The sequence below is a fragment of the Aliiroseovarius sp. YM-037 genome (genome assembly GCF_048060095.1).
Taxonomy (GTDB): Bacteria; Pseudomonadota; Alphaproteobacteria; order Rhodobacterales; family Rhodobacteraceae; genus JBLUOA01.
This window is the reverse complement of sequence record NZ_JBLUOA010000001.1, coordinates 426,678-441,554: the sequence shown is the minus strand read 5'-3', so window position 1 is coordinate 441,554 and position 14,877 is coordinate 426,678. Positions and strand designations below refer to the sequence as shown.

Annotated in this window: 16 protein-coding genes and 1 riboswitch; of the genes, 5 read left to right on the top strand and 11 right to left on the bottom strand. The window is 59.6% G+C overall.

Annotated features, from left to right (window positions below):
* Window positions 1-124 precede the first annotated feature (124 nt).
* Window positions 125-739, bottom strand: coding sequence for a (d)CMP kinase (locus ACEWPJ_RS02090; protein ID WP_416510521.1), 615 nt, complete (start codon window positions 737-739; stop codon window positions 125-127).
* 120 nt (window positions 740-859) lie between these two features.
* Between ACEWPJ_RS02090 and ACEWPJ_RS02085 the strand changes: the two genes are divergently transcribed.
* Window positions 860-1,318: a MarR family winged helix-turn-helix transcriptional regulator gene (locus ACEWPJ_RS02085; protein ID WP_416510520.1), complete on the top strand. Its 459-nt coding sequence runs from the start codon at window positions 860-862 to the stop codon at window positions 1,316-1,318.
* Here the strand turns inward: ACEWPJ_RS02085 and aroA are convergent, their stop codons facing one another.
* From aroA to miaB, 8 genes are all read right to left on the bottom strand, one after another.
* Entirely contained in the window at window positions 1,319-2,668 is a 1,350-nt protein-coding gene (gene aroA, locus ACEWPJ_RS02080) for a 3-phosphoshikimate 1-carboxyvinyltransferase (RefSeq protein ID WP_416510519.1), read from the bottom strand.
* A 110-nt stretch (window positions 2,669-2,778) separates the two neighbouring features.
* Complete coding sequence (gene trmB, locus ACEWPJ_RS02075; protein ID WP_416510518.1) at window positions 2,779-3,492, bottom strand: tRNA (guanine(46)-N(7))-methyltransferase TrmB; 714 nt, start codon at window positions 3,490-3,492, stop codon at window positions 2,779-2,781.
* 10 nt (window positions 3,493-3,502) lie between these two features.
* On the bottom strand, window positions 3,503-4,684 hold the full coding sequence (gene metK, locus ACEWPJ_RS02070) for a methionine adenosyltransferase (protein WP_416510516.1): 1,182 nt from the start codon (window positions 4,682-4,684) through the stop codon (window positions 3,503-3,505).
* A 6-nt stretch (window positions 4,685-4,690) separates the two neighbouring features.
* Window positions 4,691-4,740, bottom strand: a riboswitch (SAM-SAH riboswitch).
* Between the two features lie 35 nt (window positions 4,741-4,775).
* Window positions 4,776-6,287, bottom strand: coding sequence for an apolipoprotein N-acyltransferase (gene lnt, locus ACEWPJ_RS02065; protein ID WP_416510515.1), 1,512 nt, complete (start codon window positions 6,285-6,287; stop codon window positions 4,776-4,778).
* Window positions 6,280-7,167, bottom strand: coding sequence for a hemolysin family protein (locus ACEWPJ_RS02060; protein ID WP_416510513.1), 888 nt, complete (start codon window positions 7,165-7,167; stop codon window positions 6,280-6,282). The genes lnt and ACEWPJ_RS02060 overlap by 8 nt, the downstream gene beginning before the upstream one ends.
* Window positions 7,168-7,200: 33 nt before the next feature.
* Entirely contained in the window at window positions 7,201-7,713 is a 513-nt protein-coding gene (gene ybeY, locus ACEWPJ_RS02055; protein WP_416510511.1) for an rRNA maturation RNase YbeY, read from the bottom strand.
* Complete coding sequence (locus ACEWPJ_RS02050) at window positions 7,703-8,776, bottom strand: PhoH family protein (RefSeq protein ID WP_416510510.1); 1,074 nt, start codon at window positions 8,774-8,776, stop codon at window positions 7,703-7,705. Before ACEWPJ_RS02050 ends, ybeY begins: the two co-directional genes overlap by 11 nt.
* Window positions 8,777-8,833: 57 nt before the next feature.
* Window positions 8,834-10,159 carry a tRNA (N6-isopentenyl adenosine(37)-C2)-methylthiotransferase MiaB gene (gene miaB / locus ACEWPJ_RS02045; RefSeq protein WP_416510508.1) on the bottom strand — a complete coding sequence of 442 codons (1,326 nt, stop codon included), beginning with the start codon at window positions 10,157-10,159 and terminating at the stop codon, window positions 8,834-8,836.
* Between the two features lie 120 nt (window positions 10,160-10,279).
* Here miaB and ACEWPJ_RS02040 point away from each other — a divergent pair, with 120 nt between their 5' ends.
* Window positions 10,280-11,149, top strand: a complete 870-nt coding sequence (locus ACEWPJ_RS02040) for a hypothetical protein (protein WP_416512985.1) — start codon at window positions 10,280-10,282, stop codon at window positions 11,147-11,149.
* Window positions 11,150-11,155: 6 nt separating this feature from the next.
* Here ACEWPJ_RS02040 and irrA read toward each other — a convergent pair whose 3' ends face one another.
* Window positions 11,156-11,575, bottom strand: a complete 420-nt coding sequence (gene irrA, locus ACEWPJ_RS02035; protein WP_416510506.1) for an iron response transcriptional regulator IrrA — start codon at window positions 11,573-11,575, stop codon at window positions 11,156-11,158.
* A gap of 174 nt (window positions 11,576-11,749) precedes the next feature.
* On the opposite strand from irrA, the gene fabA reads away from it, so the two are divergent.
* Genes fabA through ACEWPJ_RS02020 form a run of 3 tightly spaced genes read left to right on the top strand, consistent with a single transcriptional unit; the run spans window position 11,750 to window position 14,306 of the window.
* Window positions 11,750-12,259, top strand: a complete 510-nt coding sequence (gene fabA / locus ACEWPJ_RS02030; RefSeq protein WP_416510504.1) for a bifunctional 3-hydroxydecanoyl-ACP dehydratase/trans-2-decenoyl-ACP isomerase — start codon at window positions 11,750-11,752, stop codon at window positions 12,257-12,259.
* 25 nt (window positions 12,260-12,284) lie between these two features.
* Window positions 12,285-13,511 carry a beta-ketoacyl-ACP synthase I gene (fabB, locus tag ACEWPJ_RS02025; RefSeq protein WP_416510502.1) on the top strand — a complete coding sequence of 409 codons (1,227 nt, stop codon included), beginning with the start codon at window positions 12,285-12,287 and terminating at the stop codon, window positions 13,509-13,511.
* A 6-nt stretch (window positions 13,512-13,517) separates the two neighbouring features.
* Window positions 13,518-14,306: an enoyl-ACP reductase FabI gene (locus tag ACEWPJ_RS02020; RefSeq protein ID WP_416510501.1), complete on the top strand. Its 789-nt coding sequence runs from the start codon at window positions 13,518-13,520 to the stop codon at window positions 14,304-14,306.
* Here ACEWPJ_RS02020 and ACEWPJ_RS02015 read toward each other — a convergent pair whose 3' ends face one another.
* Window positions 14,307-14,735, bottom strand: a complete 429-nt coding sequence (locus ACEWPJ_RS02015) for an FKBP-type peptidyl-prolyl cis-trans isomerase (RefSeq protein ID WP_416510499.1) — start codon at window positions 14,733-14,735, stop codon at window positions 14,307-14,309.
* Window positions 14,736-14,877: the final 142 nt, after the last annotated feature.

The window sequence follows — 14,877 nt, the reverse complement described above, 5'->3', positions numbered from 1 at the left end:
TGCCTGCGTATATGTTGTCAGGCGTGGACCGCCTTTTCGACAGGAGGTCTATAGCGACGGAAGACCAATACTGCAAGGACATATCTGTGCCCGCGCCGCGCAGTCGCCGGACTTCGCCTAGGCGCTATTCGGCCTTTAGCCGCTGTTCGATAATTTCGATCGCCTGCGCAATCGCGGCATCAACGCTCAGCTCGGACGTATCAAGGATCACCGCGTCCTCTGCCGCCTTCAGCGGAGCCGAACTGCGGGCACTGTCGCGGGCATCCCGCGCCAGCAAATCCTCAAGCACTCCGGCCAGCGAGACTTCGTGCCCCTTGACGGCGAGTTCGTGGAACCGCCGCTCCGCCCGCACATCATCTGACGCGGTCACAAACAGCTTCACCTCGGCCTCGGGGCAGATCACCGTGCCGATATCTCGGCCATCGAGAACTGCGCCCCCCGCGCGCCGGGCAAACGCGCGCTGAAAATCAATCAGCGCTGAGCGGACTTCGGGCATCGCCGCGACCTTTGACGCCGCCTGCGCGATTTCCGGTGTGCGAAGGTCATCCCCATCCAGATCGTCGGCCTTTAATGCCTGTGCCGCCTCAATCGGATCATCACCCGCGAGAATGCACTTGCCAACCGCGCGATACAGCAATCCGGTATCAAGATGCGGAAAGCCAAAATGCTGCGCGACCGCCTTTGATATTGTCCCCTTGCCCGCCGCAGCCGGGCCATCTATTGCAACTGTAAGAGTCATCCGTTTCCTCTATCTGGCCTTCCGCCATAGGCCCGCAGGCGATTTCTGTCAAATCAATCGACCCATGCTTCACTTTGGCGCAGTTGACATCTTTACTGTCAGAACGACATATCGCTTGTCATGAGCCAGAAATCAGATCTTCTTTACGAAATTGCATTGCTGTCCCGCCCACTGCACCAACAGGTCGACGGTGCGGTTGCGGCGATGTTGTCCGAAACCCGCGTGACCGTGCGTATGCGCGCCGTTCTCGAAGCGCTTGATCATCTCGGCCCGGCAACCGTTCCCGGTGTCGCGCGGCATCTTGGGATACAGCGCCAATACGTTCAGGTGATGATGAACGAAGTCGAAGACGCCGGCCTCGTCTCGCGTCAGAAGAACCCGGCGCACAAACGCTCCACGCTATTTGAACTCAGCAAAGGCGGTCGTGACATCATCGCTGGCATCAAGAACGCGGAGATGAGCGTGATTTCGGCGCTCGCACGGGATTTCACGCTTGATGAGGTCGAAAAAGCCCATCACGTGACGGAACACCTGCTGCGTGGCTTTCGCAGACTTAACGAAGACCTGCGCGACGGCTGATCAGCGATTGTCGCGCCGGATTTGCGCGCCGAGTTCGGCCATCAGCGGTTCAAAAACCGGGAAAGAGGTCGCAATCGGCGCGCCGTCATCGACGGAAACAGGCTTCTGTGACGCCATGCCCAGCACCATGAACGCCATCGCAATCCGGTGGTCGAGGTGGCTCTCGCACGTCGCGCCACCCGGCACGCCACCGCGCCCCAGGCCATGAACGATCAGTGAATCTTCGTCCTCTTCGATCCGAACGCCGCACGCCTCAAGCCCCCGGGCCATTGCGTCGATGCGGTCGCATTCCTTCACCCGCAGCTCTTTGATGCCGCGCATCGTCGTCGTGCCTTCCGACAAGGCCGCGACCACCGCCAAAATCGGATATTCATCAATCATCGACGGGGCGCGGTCTGTCGGCACCTCAATCCCATTGGTCAATGATGCGCGCACCCGCAGGTCGGCGACTGGCTCGCCGCCTTCCTCCCTCGGATTCTCAAAGGTGATGTCAGCGCCCATTTCAACCAAAGTGGTATAAAGTCCGTTTCGCGTCGGGTTCTGGCTGACCCCTGGCACGGTAATTTCAGAACCTTCAACGATCAGGGCGGCGCATACCGGGAAAGCCGCCGATGACGGATCGCGCGGCACGGCGATGGCCTGCGGGGAAAGCTCCGGTTGTCCGGTCAGGGTAATCTCTCGCCCTTCGTCCGTTTCGGCAACAGATAGCTCCGCACCGAAACCCTGCAACATCCGCTCCGTATGGTCGCGGGTCGCTTCTTTCTCAATCACCACGGTTTTTCCCGGCGCGTTCAATCCTGCCAAAAGAACCGCAGATTTTACCTGAGCAGAAGGCACAGGCACCACATAGCGAACCGGAACAGGCTCCCGCGCGCCAACGATTGTCATCGGCAACCGCCCGCCGGACCGTCCGAAGGATTGCGCCCCGAACTCAGCCAGCGGATCGGTCACGCGCCCCATCGGCCGCTTGTTCAGACTCGCATCGCCGGTAAACGTTGCGGTGATCGGCTGCGTCGCCATCGCCCCCATGATCAGGCGAACGCCGGTCCCGGAATTGCCGCAGTCGATCACTTGCGACGGCTCCGCAAATCCACCGACACCGATGCCGTGAACCGACCATTCTCCATCACCAAGATCATTAACCTCAGCGCCGAATGCCCGCATCGCCTTGGCCGTATCAAGAACGTCCTCGCCCTCAAGCAACCCGGTGATCCGGGTTTCCCCAATGGCCATCGCACCGAGGATCAACGACCTATGGGAGATCGACTTATCGCCGGGCACGCGCGCCTCACCCTTCAACGGGCCGGACCGGGCAGAGGTCATCGGGATCGGGGTTCCATGGCCGGACATGCGCGCTTCCTTAATTCCTTTTCCGACCTGATAGCCGAACCCGTTTCCGGGGTCCATGCGCTGGCTTTCATCTTACCAAAAATACTCCCGCCATCGCCCGACAAGCGGGCCTATCGCTTGCGAAACGTCAGATAGTGCGGCACCCGGTCCTCGCGCAGCGCCTTCTGCTCATAGCGGGTGGACAGCCAATCGTCCCACGGGTTGCACCAGTCACCCGGCCCTTCGGCCAGCCACTCAAACCCTTGGCCGGGCACTTCCTCAAGCGTTTGGCGCACGTAATCCGGGATATCGGTCGCCACGCGGAATATAGCGCCCGGCGTCAAGACCCGCGACAGAGGCTCCAGATGTTCCGGCGTCACGAAACGCCGGCGGTGATGACGCTTCTTTGGCCACGGATCGGGGTAAAGCAGGAAGGCACGATCAATCGAACCGTCCGGCAGAACGTCGAACATATCGCGCACATCGCCCGGATGGATCGCAACATTCTCAACCCCCGCCTTTCGGATTTTGCCGAGCAGCATCGCCACGCCGTTGATATACGGCTCGCACCCGATAATCCCGACGTCGGGGTTTTGCGCGGCTTGATGAACCATGTGTTCGCCGCCACCGAACCCGATCTCAAGCCACACGGGCCGACCGCCGAACAACCCTTTCAGGTCAAGCGGCTTCCTCTCGGGATTCACATCCCAATCCACCGCCCCCGGGGACAGCGCCAGCAGGTCTTTATCAAGATATTCCTTCTGGCTGTCGCGCAGGCCCTTGCCCTTGCGACGGCCATAGAAATTGCGCCACGGCGCACCTGAGGGGGCCTTGTCGTTGGTCATCGGGGTCGGGTCAAACGGCCTTTTTCAGCGCCTCTGCCAGATCCGTCCGCTCCCAGCTAAAGCCGCCGTCTTCGTCCGGCTGACGCCCGAAGTGGCCGTAGGCCGCTGTGCGTTGATAGATCGGGCGGTTCAGCGAGAGATGCTCCCGAATGCCGCGCGGGGTCAGGTCCATACACTCTGCGACCGCCTTTTCGATCTCGGATTCATGCACTTTACCGGTGCCGTGGGTATCCGCATAGATCGACAGCGGACGGGCCACGCCAATCGCGTAGGACAGTTGCAACGTGCACCGATCCGCAAGGCCAGCAGCGACGATGTTCTTCGCCAGATAGCGCGAGGCATAGGCGGCGGAGCGGTCGACTTTCGACGGGTCCTTCCCCGAAAACGCCCCGCCCCCGTGCGGTGCCGCGCCACCGTAGGTGTCGACGATGATCTTCCGACCGGTCAGGCCTGCATCCCCGTCCGGTCCGCCAATGACGAACTTGCCGGTTGGGTTCACGTGCCATTCGGTCGCGTCGGTCAGCCATCCGCTGGGCAGAACTTCCCTGACATAAGGCTCGATAATCGCGCGGACATCGTCCGAGGTCAGCGCCTCATCCAAATGCTGCGTCGATAGAACGAGCGAGTCGACTTCAACCGGCCGACCATCCTCATAACGCACCGAAAGCTGTGCTTTCGCATCCGGGCCAAGTGCTGGTTCCTGACCGGATTTCCGCACTTCGGCCAGCCGTTTCAGGATCGCGTGGGAATATTGGATCGGGGCCGGCATCAGTGCGTCGGTTTCGTTGACCGCATAGCCGAACATGATGCCTTGGTCGCCCGCACCCTGATCTTTGTTGTCCTCACCGGTCACGCCCTGCGCGATGTGGGCGGACTGTTCATGCAGAAAGTTCAGCACATGGCAGGTGTTCCAGTGAAACTGTTCCTGTTCATAGCCGATATCCTTGATGCAATCGCGGGCGATCTGGCTGATCCGGCCCATATAGTCCTTCAGCCGTTCCTGATCGGACAGGCCGACTTCGCCGCCGATGACGACCATGCCGCTGGTCGCAAAGGTCTCACACGCAACGCGGGAGTTCGGCTCCTCTTCAAGGAACGCATCGAGGACAGCATCGGAAATGCGGTCACACAACTTGTCCGGGTGCCCCTCTGAAACGGATTCAGAGGTAAAAGTGTAGTTCTGGCGAATCATGGGAAGTGCTCCATTGGTTATAAACCCGCCACGTCAGGAAGCCGTTGTGACGGATATGCTGTGCTCCGGTTACTGTGATGCGCGCCCAGCGTCAATTGCTATTGCGGCGTGCTGCGACCATTGCGCCACAAAGAGCGAGCGCGAGAAAGGTGAATAACGCAACGTCACCCGTCCGCGAATATAGCGTTGGCGTCGCGGCGAGGGGCAGCTTGGCGTCGAGATATCCGGCCTCTCCCAGCGGAATATGATCAAGCACCCGCCCATACGGATCAACAACCGCCGTGATCCCGGTATTGGCGGCGCGCAGCAAGGGCAAGCCCTGCTCAACCGCGCGGAACCGCGCTTGGGCGAGGTGCTGATACGGTCCGGAATAGGTGCCGAACCACGCGTCGTTGGTGATCTGCAACAGCCAGTCCGGGCGGGATGGCGCACCGCCAACATCTTGCGGGAATATCGCCTCGTAGCAGATGAGTGGCAGCGCCTTGCCCAACCCGCCAAAGTCCAGCAACGCCGGCCCTGGGCCGGGGGTATAGCCGAAGCCGGATTGCGCCGCGAACCCGCGTATCCCCAAACGCTCGGCAACCGCACCGCCGGGGACGTATTCGCCAAACGGCACGAGGTGGTGTTTGTCATAGACACGCGACGCCTCTCCGCCGTCGTCCAGAACCGCGAGGCTGTTGTAAAACCCCGCCGCCCCGCTGCGCTGGATACCGATGGCGACCATCGCGCCATTCGCCGCCTCTGATATCGTGCGGAGCGTTTGATCGGCATTTTCCAGCAGCGCGGGGACAGACGTTTCAGGCCACACGACCAGATCGGGGCTACCCTCGAACCCAGAGAAATCAAGTTGCCGCTGGAAGAACACAGGGATCATATCCTCACGCCATTTAAGTTGCTGCGCGGCGTTCGGTTGCAGCAGGCGCACGGTTGGTCGGTCAGCGGGAGTATCGACGGTCGGCGGCATCGCAAAGATGGATGCACCGACGATCCCCGCCCAGATCAAACCGCCCGTCAAAACGGCTTTCGCCCGTGGCAAAGTCGTGACGGCGTATGTTCCGAATGTCAGAAGCAGGGTCAGCAGCGTCAAACCATGCGGCCCGACCCAAGCGGCAAGCTGCATCGGTGGCAAACCGGCCCAGATATAGGCGAGCATCCCCCACGGAAAGCCGGTCAGCAGGTAGGAACGCAGCAGTTCCGCAGCCGTCAGCGTTGCGATCAGCATCAGCGGCGCGTGCCGCGCTCCGCCCAGCGCCGGCGCCAAGCCAAAGCCAAGCGCCCAGAAAAGCGCCATACCGCCCGCGATGCCGATCAGGGCGAACGGGGCCATCCAGCCGTGTCGCGCAACATCGACAAGGAAAGGTTCAACAATCCAAGAAAGAACCAACCCGAAATAGCCGACGCCAGCCGCCCAGCCAATCCACGCGCCCTGCCGCCAGTCGCGCGACGTGTCAAACAGGATCGCCAGAACCGCGAGCGCGGCGAGGGTCAGCCACCACAACCCCCACGGCGCTTGGCCAAGGCCCGACAGCACACCAAGCCCGACCGCGCACAGCATCTTTATGCGTGTCGATGCCAGCGCCAGCCGCGCGACGGTGTCAGCCATTGCTTTGATCGGCCAGATGCACCCTAAGCCGTTTGATCCGACGCGGGTCGGCATCGACGACTTCAAAGTCGGGGCCGCTGGGGTGGCGGATCATCTCTCCGCGTGCGGGAACGCGGCCCGTCAGGACAACGACCAGACCGCCGAGCGTATCTATTTCCTCGTCATCGACGCCTTCGGTCAGGCTTTGCCCGATCTCCGCCTCGAAATCTTCGAGAGGGGCGCGCGCTTCGGCAAGGTAGTTGCCGCTTTTCTCACGGCTCCAGAACTGGCCTTCGTCAAGGTCGTGTTCATCTTCAATCTCACCGATCACCTGTTCGATCAGGTCTTCGATGGTCACGAGACCATCGACCCCGCCATATTCATCAATCACCAGCGCCATATGGATCCGTTCGGTCTGCATCTTTTGCAGCAGAACACCGATCGGCATGGAGGGCGGCGCGTAAAGAAGAGGGCGGATCAGCTTTGACAGCGAATACCGGCCACCCTTGCTTGACCCGTTGAACCCGTGCCGCAGGGCAAGGTCTTTGACGTGGACAAGGCCAATCGGCGTATCAAGCGTGCCGGAATAGACCGGCAGGCGCGACAGCCCGCTGTCGCGAAATACCTCGACCAGTTCCTCCTTGCGGATGTCATCGGGAACCGCAACGATCTCGACCTTCGGAATGGCGACGTCTTCGACCCGCATCCGGCGCAGGTTCAACATTCCGCGCGGTTGCGCGGATGCCGGGCTGCTGTCCTGTTTTTCAGGCGCTGCCGTGCCATTCATCTCGTTAGGGGAAAGTGCACCGATAATTCGGCCAAAAAAGCCGCGGTGTTGTTCAGTGTCATCTTCTTGCGCGCCTTGCGCTGCGCTAGAAGATCCTTCGTCGGTATCGCCCATCATTCCTTCCAAATTAGCGGCATATCTGTTTGCCTAGGCCCCATATGGGTCCGCGACCCCCAGTTTGCCAAGTATCTCTGTTTCGAGCGCTTCCATCAAGGCCGCATCTTTATCGTCAATGTGATCGTAACCCAACAGGTGCAGAACCGCATGAACGACAAGGTGCGTCACATGATCGGTCGGCGCGATAGAGGCTTCCTCAGCCTCTCGCATACAAGTCTCATAGGCGATGGCGATATCGCCGAGTTCTGTTGGGTCGTCGCCATCATTCGGCACTGGCAGCACCGGCGCTTCGCCCGGTGCATCCGCGCCTCGTTCCTCCGACGGCCATGACAGCACATTTGTCGCGGTCGTCTTGTCGCGAAACGACGTATTCAGCGCGGCAATCCGGGCGTCATCGCAGCCCATCAAGACGATTTCAAACTGTTCCGGTGCCAGCCCTAGATGGGCAAGCGTCGCTGTCGCAGCCCGGTTGGCAAGCGTCGGCAGGCCGAACGCGTCCCACTCCGAATACTCCAGAACCGTATCGACGGGTTCAGCCGTCATCTTTGTCGTAGGCTTCGATAATCCGGGCGACCAGCGGGTGACGCACGACGTCTTTCGCCGTGAAGTAGTTGAACGCAATGCTGTCGATATCTTTCAACAACCGCTCTGCATCATGCAGGCCCGACATGACGCCGCGCGGCAGGTCGACCTGACTGCGGTCGCCGGTAATAACCATCCGCGATCCTTCGCCAAGGCGGGTCAGGAACATTTTCATCTGCATGGTCGTGGCATTCTGCGCCTCATCCAACACGACAAACGCATTGCTGAGGGTCCGACCGCGCATAAACGCCAGCGGGGCGATTTCGATGCGCTTGTCTTCGATCAGCTTCGCAACCTGTTTGCCCGGCAGAAAATCCGCGAGCGCGTCATAAAGCGGCTGCATGAAAGGATCGACCTTGTCTTTCATATCGCCGGGCAGAAAGCCCAACCGTTCTCCCGCCTCAACAGCGGGGCGCGACAGGATGATGCGATCAACATGGCCTTCGATGAACATCGACACGCCAACGGCGACGGCAAGATAGGTTTTACCCGTCCCAGCGGGGCCGATCCCGAAGGCCAGTTCATTTTGGAACAGCGACTGAACATAGGCTTTCTGCGCCTCTGTCCGTGGCTCAATCGTCTTTTTCCGGGTCTTGATCTCAACCCGACCACCTTGAAACATCTCAAGCTGGTCACCATCGCGCGTGCCGGTCCCGGTGTCGGAACCACCCATGCGAATCTCAGCCTCGATGTCGCCGGCTTCGACGTCGCGGCCCCCTTCCAGTCGGATATAGAGCGATTGCAGAACCTCTGCCGCCTTGTCGCGGGCATCCGCCTCACCCAATACGGCAAGCTGATTGCCGCGCCGGACGATCTGAACGCCAAGCGTACTTTCGATCTGGGTCAGGTTCTTGTCAAACTCACCACAAAGGTCGATCAACAGGCGATTGTCGGGAAATTCGAGAAGTGTTTCCGGCGTTTCTGCCGAATCTGGCGATTGAGATAGCGCGCTGGTACCCAATAAAGTCTCCCGAGAGTTGAGCTTGATCCGATGGTGCCAAGTCCTGCCACATGGCGCAAGCATGCATTGCAAATCTTCACGAAATTGCAACACAGATTGATGGGGGCGGTGCTTTTCCGATCAGCCGCCAACGACCTCTCCGCCGAGGGAGTTTGGTTCGCTTTTGGTGATCCGAACCGGTCGAATATCGCCGCGCGACACGTTGGCACCCGTGACGTGAACGGCGTGCAGGTGGCTTGATTTGCCGCCCATCTGCCCCTCAAGGCGGCCCGGCTTTTCAAATAGGACATCGACGGTTTTGCCGATCATCTCGTCCTGAATCTCACGCTGCTGGCGGGTCAAAAGCGCTTGCATCACCTGCAAACGCTCAGATGCCACATCAGGATCAACCTGCTCCCGCTCTGCCGCTGGCGTGCCGGGGCGGGTGGAATATTTGAACGAATACGCCTGCCCGTAGCGGACCTCCTCGATCAACGCCATCGTGTCGGCAAAATCCGCATCGGTTTCTTCCGGGAAACCGACGATGAAGTCCCCAGACAGCAGAATATCAGGCCGCGCTGCGCGAATCCGTTCGATCAGCCGCAGATAACTTTCTGCCGTATGGTTGCGGTTCATCCGCTTCAGAATGCGGTCAGAGCCGGACTGCACAGGCAAATGCAGATACGGCATCAGCTTTTCGCATTCGCCGTGGGCGGCGATCAGCGCATCATCCATGTCGTTGGGATGGCTCGTCGTAAACCGGATGCGGGCCAGCCCGTCGATATCGTTCAATGCCCATATCAACTTGGCGAGCGTGTATTCCCCGTCAACGCCCGCGCCGTGATAGGCATTGACGTTCTGACCCAGCAGGGTGATTTCCCGCACGCCGCGTTCGACCAAGTCCCGCGCTTCGGTCAGGATGCGATCGACCGGGCGGCTGACCTCAGCCCCGCGGGTATAAGGCACCACGCAGAATGCGCAGAACTTGTCGCACCCTTCCTGAACCGTCAGAAACGCCGTCGGGCCGCGATCCGCCTTCGGTCGCGTCGTCAGGTGGTCGAATTTGTCTTCCTCGGGAAAATCGGTGTCGAGCGCCTTTTGCCCAGCCTCGACCTTCTCCATCAAATCGGGAAGGCGGTGATAGGTCTGCGGCCCCACCACCAGGTCGACCATCGGCTGACGGCGCATGATCTCCTCGCCCTCAGCCTGCGCGACACAGCCCGCGACACCAATTTTCAGGTCAGGGTTTTCGGCCTTCAGCCCTTTGAATCGCCCAAGTTCGGAATAGATCTTCTCCGCCGCCTTTTCCCGGATATGGCAGGTGTTCAGCAGGATCATATCGGCGTCTTCCACAGCGTCGGTTTGCGTATAGCCACCCGCGCCCAGCGACTCCGCCATACGTTCACTGTCATAGACGTTCATCTGACAGCCATAGGTCTTGATAAATAGCTTTTTCGTATCCGCCATCGGGATTGGCCTTCCGGGTTGTAGAGGCCGCTTTCCTACAGGCTTCGGCCACGCGCTGCAACGCTTGCAATGCAGGTGAATTTCACCGACTTTCAGCAGCAGCACAATGCGGAGGCGAGCGTGACTTACAAAGACCTCAACGATTTTCTGAGGCAAAGCGGCGATGCCCTGTCAAAAGGGCCGATCGCCCTGATCTTTGTCGAAGATGAGATCGAGGTTGAAAGCACGATCCGCCATCATGTGAAACTCGGCTTTAAAACCGTGCTGGTCTTCGCCCCCGCCGGGTTCGCGCTGGCGGAGCCGCCGAACGACACTATCCACGTCATTCCCTTTGACATACACACCGACGGGGCGACACAAGCCGCTGTAAATCGGGTGATTTCGGCGACCCCCGGCAACTGGGTCTATTACTGCTACAACGCGGAATACCTGTTCTTCCCCTTCTGCGAGCACCGCACCGTTGGGGAAATGCTGACCCACACCGCCGAAGAACGCCGAGAGGCAGTGCTTTGCTATGTCGTTGACCTTTACGCGGGCGACCTTCGCGAAAATCCGTCAGCGGTGTCGCTGGACGACGCATTCCTCGATAATCGCGGCTACTACGCCCTCGCCCGAAAAAACCCTGAGCAGAACTATGAGCCGAAAGAACGCCAGCTTGATTTCTTCGGCGGTCTGCGGTGGCGGTTTGAAGAACACGTGCCGTATGAACGGCGCAAAATCGACCGCATCGCGTTGTTCAAGGCAAAACCCGGCTTGAAGCTGCTTGAAAATCACACTCTGACGGACGAGGAGATGAACACCTATTCCTGCCCGTGGCACCATAACATGACGGCGGCGATCTGTTCGTTCCGCACGGCGAAGGCGTTGAAATCGAATCCGGGGTCACGGTTTGAAATTGATACCTTCCGCTGGCGAAATTCCACACAGTTCGATTGGAATTCACAACAATTGCTTGATTTGGGATTGATCGAACCGGGTCAGTGGTTCTGATAGCAACTAGCTTTTCGGGCGCAGCCGGATAACCACATCGACCTTCGCAACTTCGGCCCCTTCGGGCGCATCCGGCAATTCCGCGATGACCAGTTGATCGGCAGGTGCATCCGTTAGCTCTGCCGTATCTTCCCAGAAGAAATGTGGATGGTCCGTTGTGTTGGTGTCGAAATAGCTTTTCGCGCCATCAACCGTCACTTCGCGCATCAGCCCTGCATCGCAGAACGCACGCAGCGTGTTGTAGACTGTGGCAAGCGCAACCCGTTCGCCCGTTGCGACCGACGCGGCGTAAAGGCTTTCCGCCGTGACATGCCGATCATGACCGTCACCGACCAACAGCGCAGCCAGCGATACACGCTGCCGCGTGGGGCGCAATCCGGCCTCGGAAAGCCACTCCGTTCCTCTGTCAATCGCCTGCGGCGTCATCTGCTGCCATCTCTTGGTTGCAATCAGCCTATATATAAAGGCTATCACCACGGAATTTCAAATGATTTTCAGTCGCAACTGCGTCTGGCTTCCCTAACGTCGCCCACTTGCCACTCCGGTTTGGGCGGTGTTACACGGAGAAAACTGATTTTCGCAAACGAAGGACAGGGCTATATGGCCGATTATCCGACCAGCTTTGACAGGGATGCGCTCTTGAAATGTGCGCGGGGTGAACTTTTTGGCCCCGGAAACGCGCAACTACCGGAACCACCGATGCTGATGATGGACCGTATCACTGATATCAGCGGTGATCGCGGCGAACACGGCAAGGGCCATGTCGTTGCGGAATTCGACATCAAACCGGACCTGTGGTTCTTTGACTGTCACTTTCCGGGCAATCCGATCATGCCGGGATGCCTTGGCCTGGATGGGCTATGGCAGTTGACCGGATTCAACCTTGGCTGGCGCGGATGGCAAGGGCGCGGCTATGCGCTTGGCGTGGGCGAGGTCAAGCTGACGGGCATGGTGCGCCCTGACCGGAAGATGCTGACCTACTACGTTGACTTCACCAAGGCCGTGCAGACCCGCCGCCTGACGATGGGCGTTGCCGATGGCCGTGTCGAAGCCGACGGTGAGGTCATATATATGGTCAAGGATATGAAGGTCGCACTGTCGGAAAGCTGACACAGACGAAAAAAGGAGTGCGGATATGCGCCGCGTAGTGATTACCGGGATGGGGGTCGTCTCATCCATCGGCAACGATGTCGAAGAAGTCACAAAAAGCCTTCGCGAAAGCCGTTCCGGCATCGTGACGGCACCGGAATACGTCGAAAACGGATTCCGCAGCCAGATCCACGGTATGCCGCAGATCGACGTGGCAGAGCATGTGGACAAACGGCAGCTTCGCTTCATGGGGCCGGGTGCCGCCTATAACTACATCGCGATGGAACAGGCGATTGCCGATAGCGGACTTGAGGAAAACGAAGTCTCCAACGAACGCACTGGCCTTGTGATGGGGTCCGGTGGTCCGTCCACCTCAAACTTCTTCCAAGCGCATAATATCGTGAAGGAAAAAGGCTCCCCCAAACGCATGGGACCGTTCATGGTGACGCGCTGCATGTCGTCGACCAATTCCGCCTGCCTTGCGACACCGTTCAAGATCAAGGGCGTGAACTATTCGATCACGTCGGCCTGCACCACATCGCTGCATTGCATCGGCAATGGAGTTGAACAAATCCAGTTCGGCAAACAGGATATCGTATTCGCTGGCGGCGGCGAAGAACTCGACTGGACGCTGTCCTGCCTGTTCGACGCAATGGGCGCGATGTCCTCGAAATATAACGACACGCCAGAAAAGGCGTCCCGCGCATTCGACGCAGACCGGGACGGGTTTGTGATTTCCGGCGGCGGCGGTGTTGTGGTTCTTGAAGAGCTCGACCACGCCCTTGCCCGCGGCGCGAAGATTTATGCCGAAGTCACCGGCTACGGCGCGACATCTGACGGGCACGATATGGTCGCACCCTCGGGTGAAGGCGCGGAACGGTCGATGAAGCTGGCATTGTCCACCGTTGGCGACCGCAAGGTTGGCTATATCAACGCCCACGGCACCTCGACCCCCGCTGGCGACGTGACCGAGGTCGAAGCCGTGCGCCGCGTCTTTGGCGAAGGCAACGTGCCGCCGATCACCTCAACAAAATCGCTGACCGGTCACTGTCTTGGCGGCGCTGGCGTGCACGAGGCGATCTATAGCCTCATCATGCTGAACGGTGACTTTATCGCCCCGTCGGCAAATATCGAAAATCTCGATCCCGGCATCCGCCCGGAAGAGATTGCAACTGAGTTCGTCGAAAACGCCGGGCTTGATACCGTGATGTCCAACAGCTTTGGCTTTGGTGGCACCAACGGCACGATCGCAATGAGCAAATATCACGGATGACAACAAATGCCTGATCTGATGAAGGGAAAACGCGGCCTCATCATGGGGGTCGCGAACGAACGCTCTATCGCGTGGGGTATCGCAACCGCGATGGCGGCTGAGGGGGCGGAGCTTGCCTTCACCTATCAGGGCGACGCGTTCGGCAAGCGTGTTGAACCGCTCGCGGCGAGCCTCGGGTCCGAGATTCTCGTCGATGCGGATGTCAACGACGATGACAAGATGGACGCGGCGTTTGAGAAGATTGAAAGCACGTGGGGCAGTCTCGATTTCGTGGTCCACGCTATCGCCTATTCCGACAAGAACGAACTGGCCGGGCGTTTTACTAATACCACGCGAGAGAATTTCAAGAATTCGCTGACGATTTCCTGCTATTCGTTCATCGACGTCGCGCGCCGCGCGTCAGCCATGATGCCGAATGGCGGCACGCTGCTGACCCTGACCTATCAGGGGTCAAACCGCGTGACGCCATTCTACAATGTCATGGGTGTGGCGAAAGCTGCGCTGGAAAGCTCCGTGCGCTACCTTGCCAACGATCTTGGCCCTGACGGCATCCGCGTCAACGCGATTTCGCCGGGTCCGATGAAAACCCTCGCCGGTGCGGCCATTGGCGGTGCGCGCAGAACCTTCCGCCAGACCGCCGAAAACGCCCCCCTGCGCGCGAATGCAACGCTTGAGGCGATCGGCGGAACGGCGGTTTACCTCGCGTCCGATTACGGCGCCTGCACCAGCGGAGAGATCATAACCGTCGACGGCGGCTACCACGTGCTTGGCATGCCGCAGCCGGAAAATCTCTGATCAGGCGACCTCGACCAGTTCGATGTCGAAGGTCAGATCCTTGCCCGCCAACGGGTGGTTCGCGTCAAGCGTCACTTCGCTTTCGGTCACTTCCGCGACTGTGACGGTCACAGCCTGACCCTGCGGCGTCTGGACCTGCAATTGCGTGCCAAGGTCAAGCGGGATGTCGGCAGGGATGTCGGCACGCGGCACGGCCTGACGCGCGGCGGGATCGGCCTGGCCATAGGCCTGGTCAGCGGGGACGTTGACGGTTTTCTTTTCGCCGACTTCCATGCCCGGCATGGCGGCGTCGAGTCCGGAAATGATCTGACCCGACCCGACTGCAAATTCCAAGGGATCGCGCCCCTCGGAGCTATCGAAGGTCGTGCCGTCAGCCAGCGTTCCGGTATAGTGAATACGGACGGTATCGCCCGACTTGACTTGCGTCATGGGTAAATCTCTCTGATTTTGGGGATGGCTTGCGGAGGCCGCGTATCTGCGCGGGTGTCTCCGGATGAGCCCTTAACCTTGGGGCTATGGCCCAAAATGTAAACCCCGCCGGGTCAGGTTTCCCTGTCGTCTATCTGCTTTC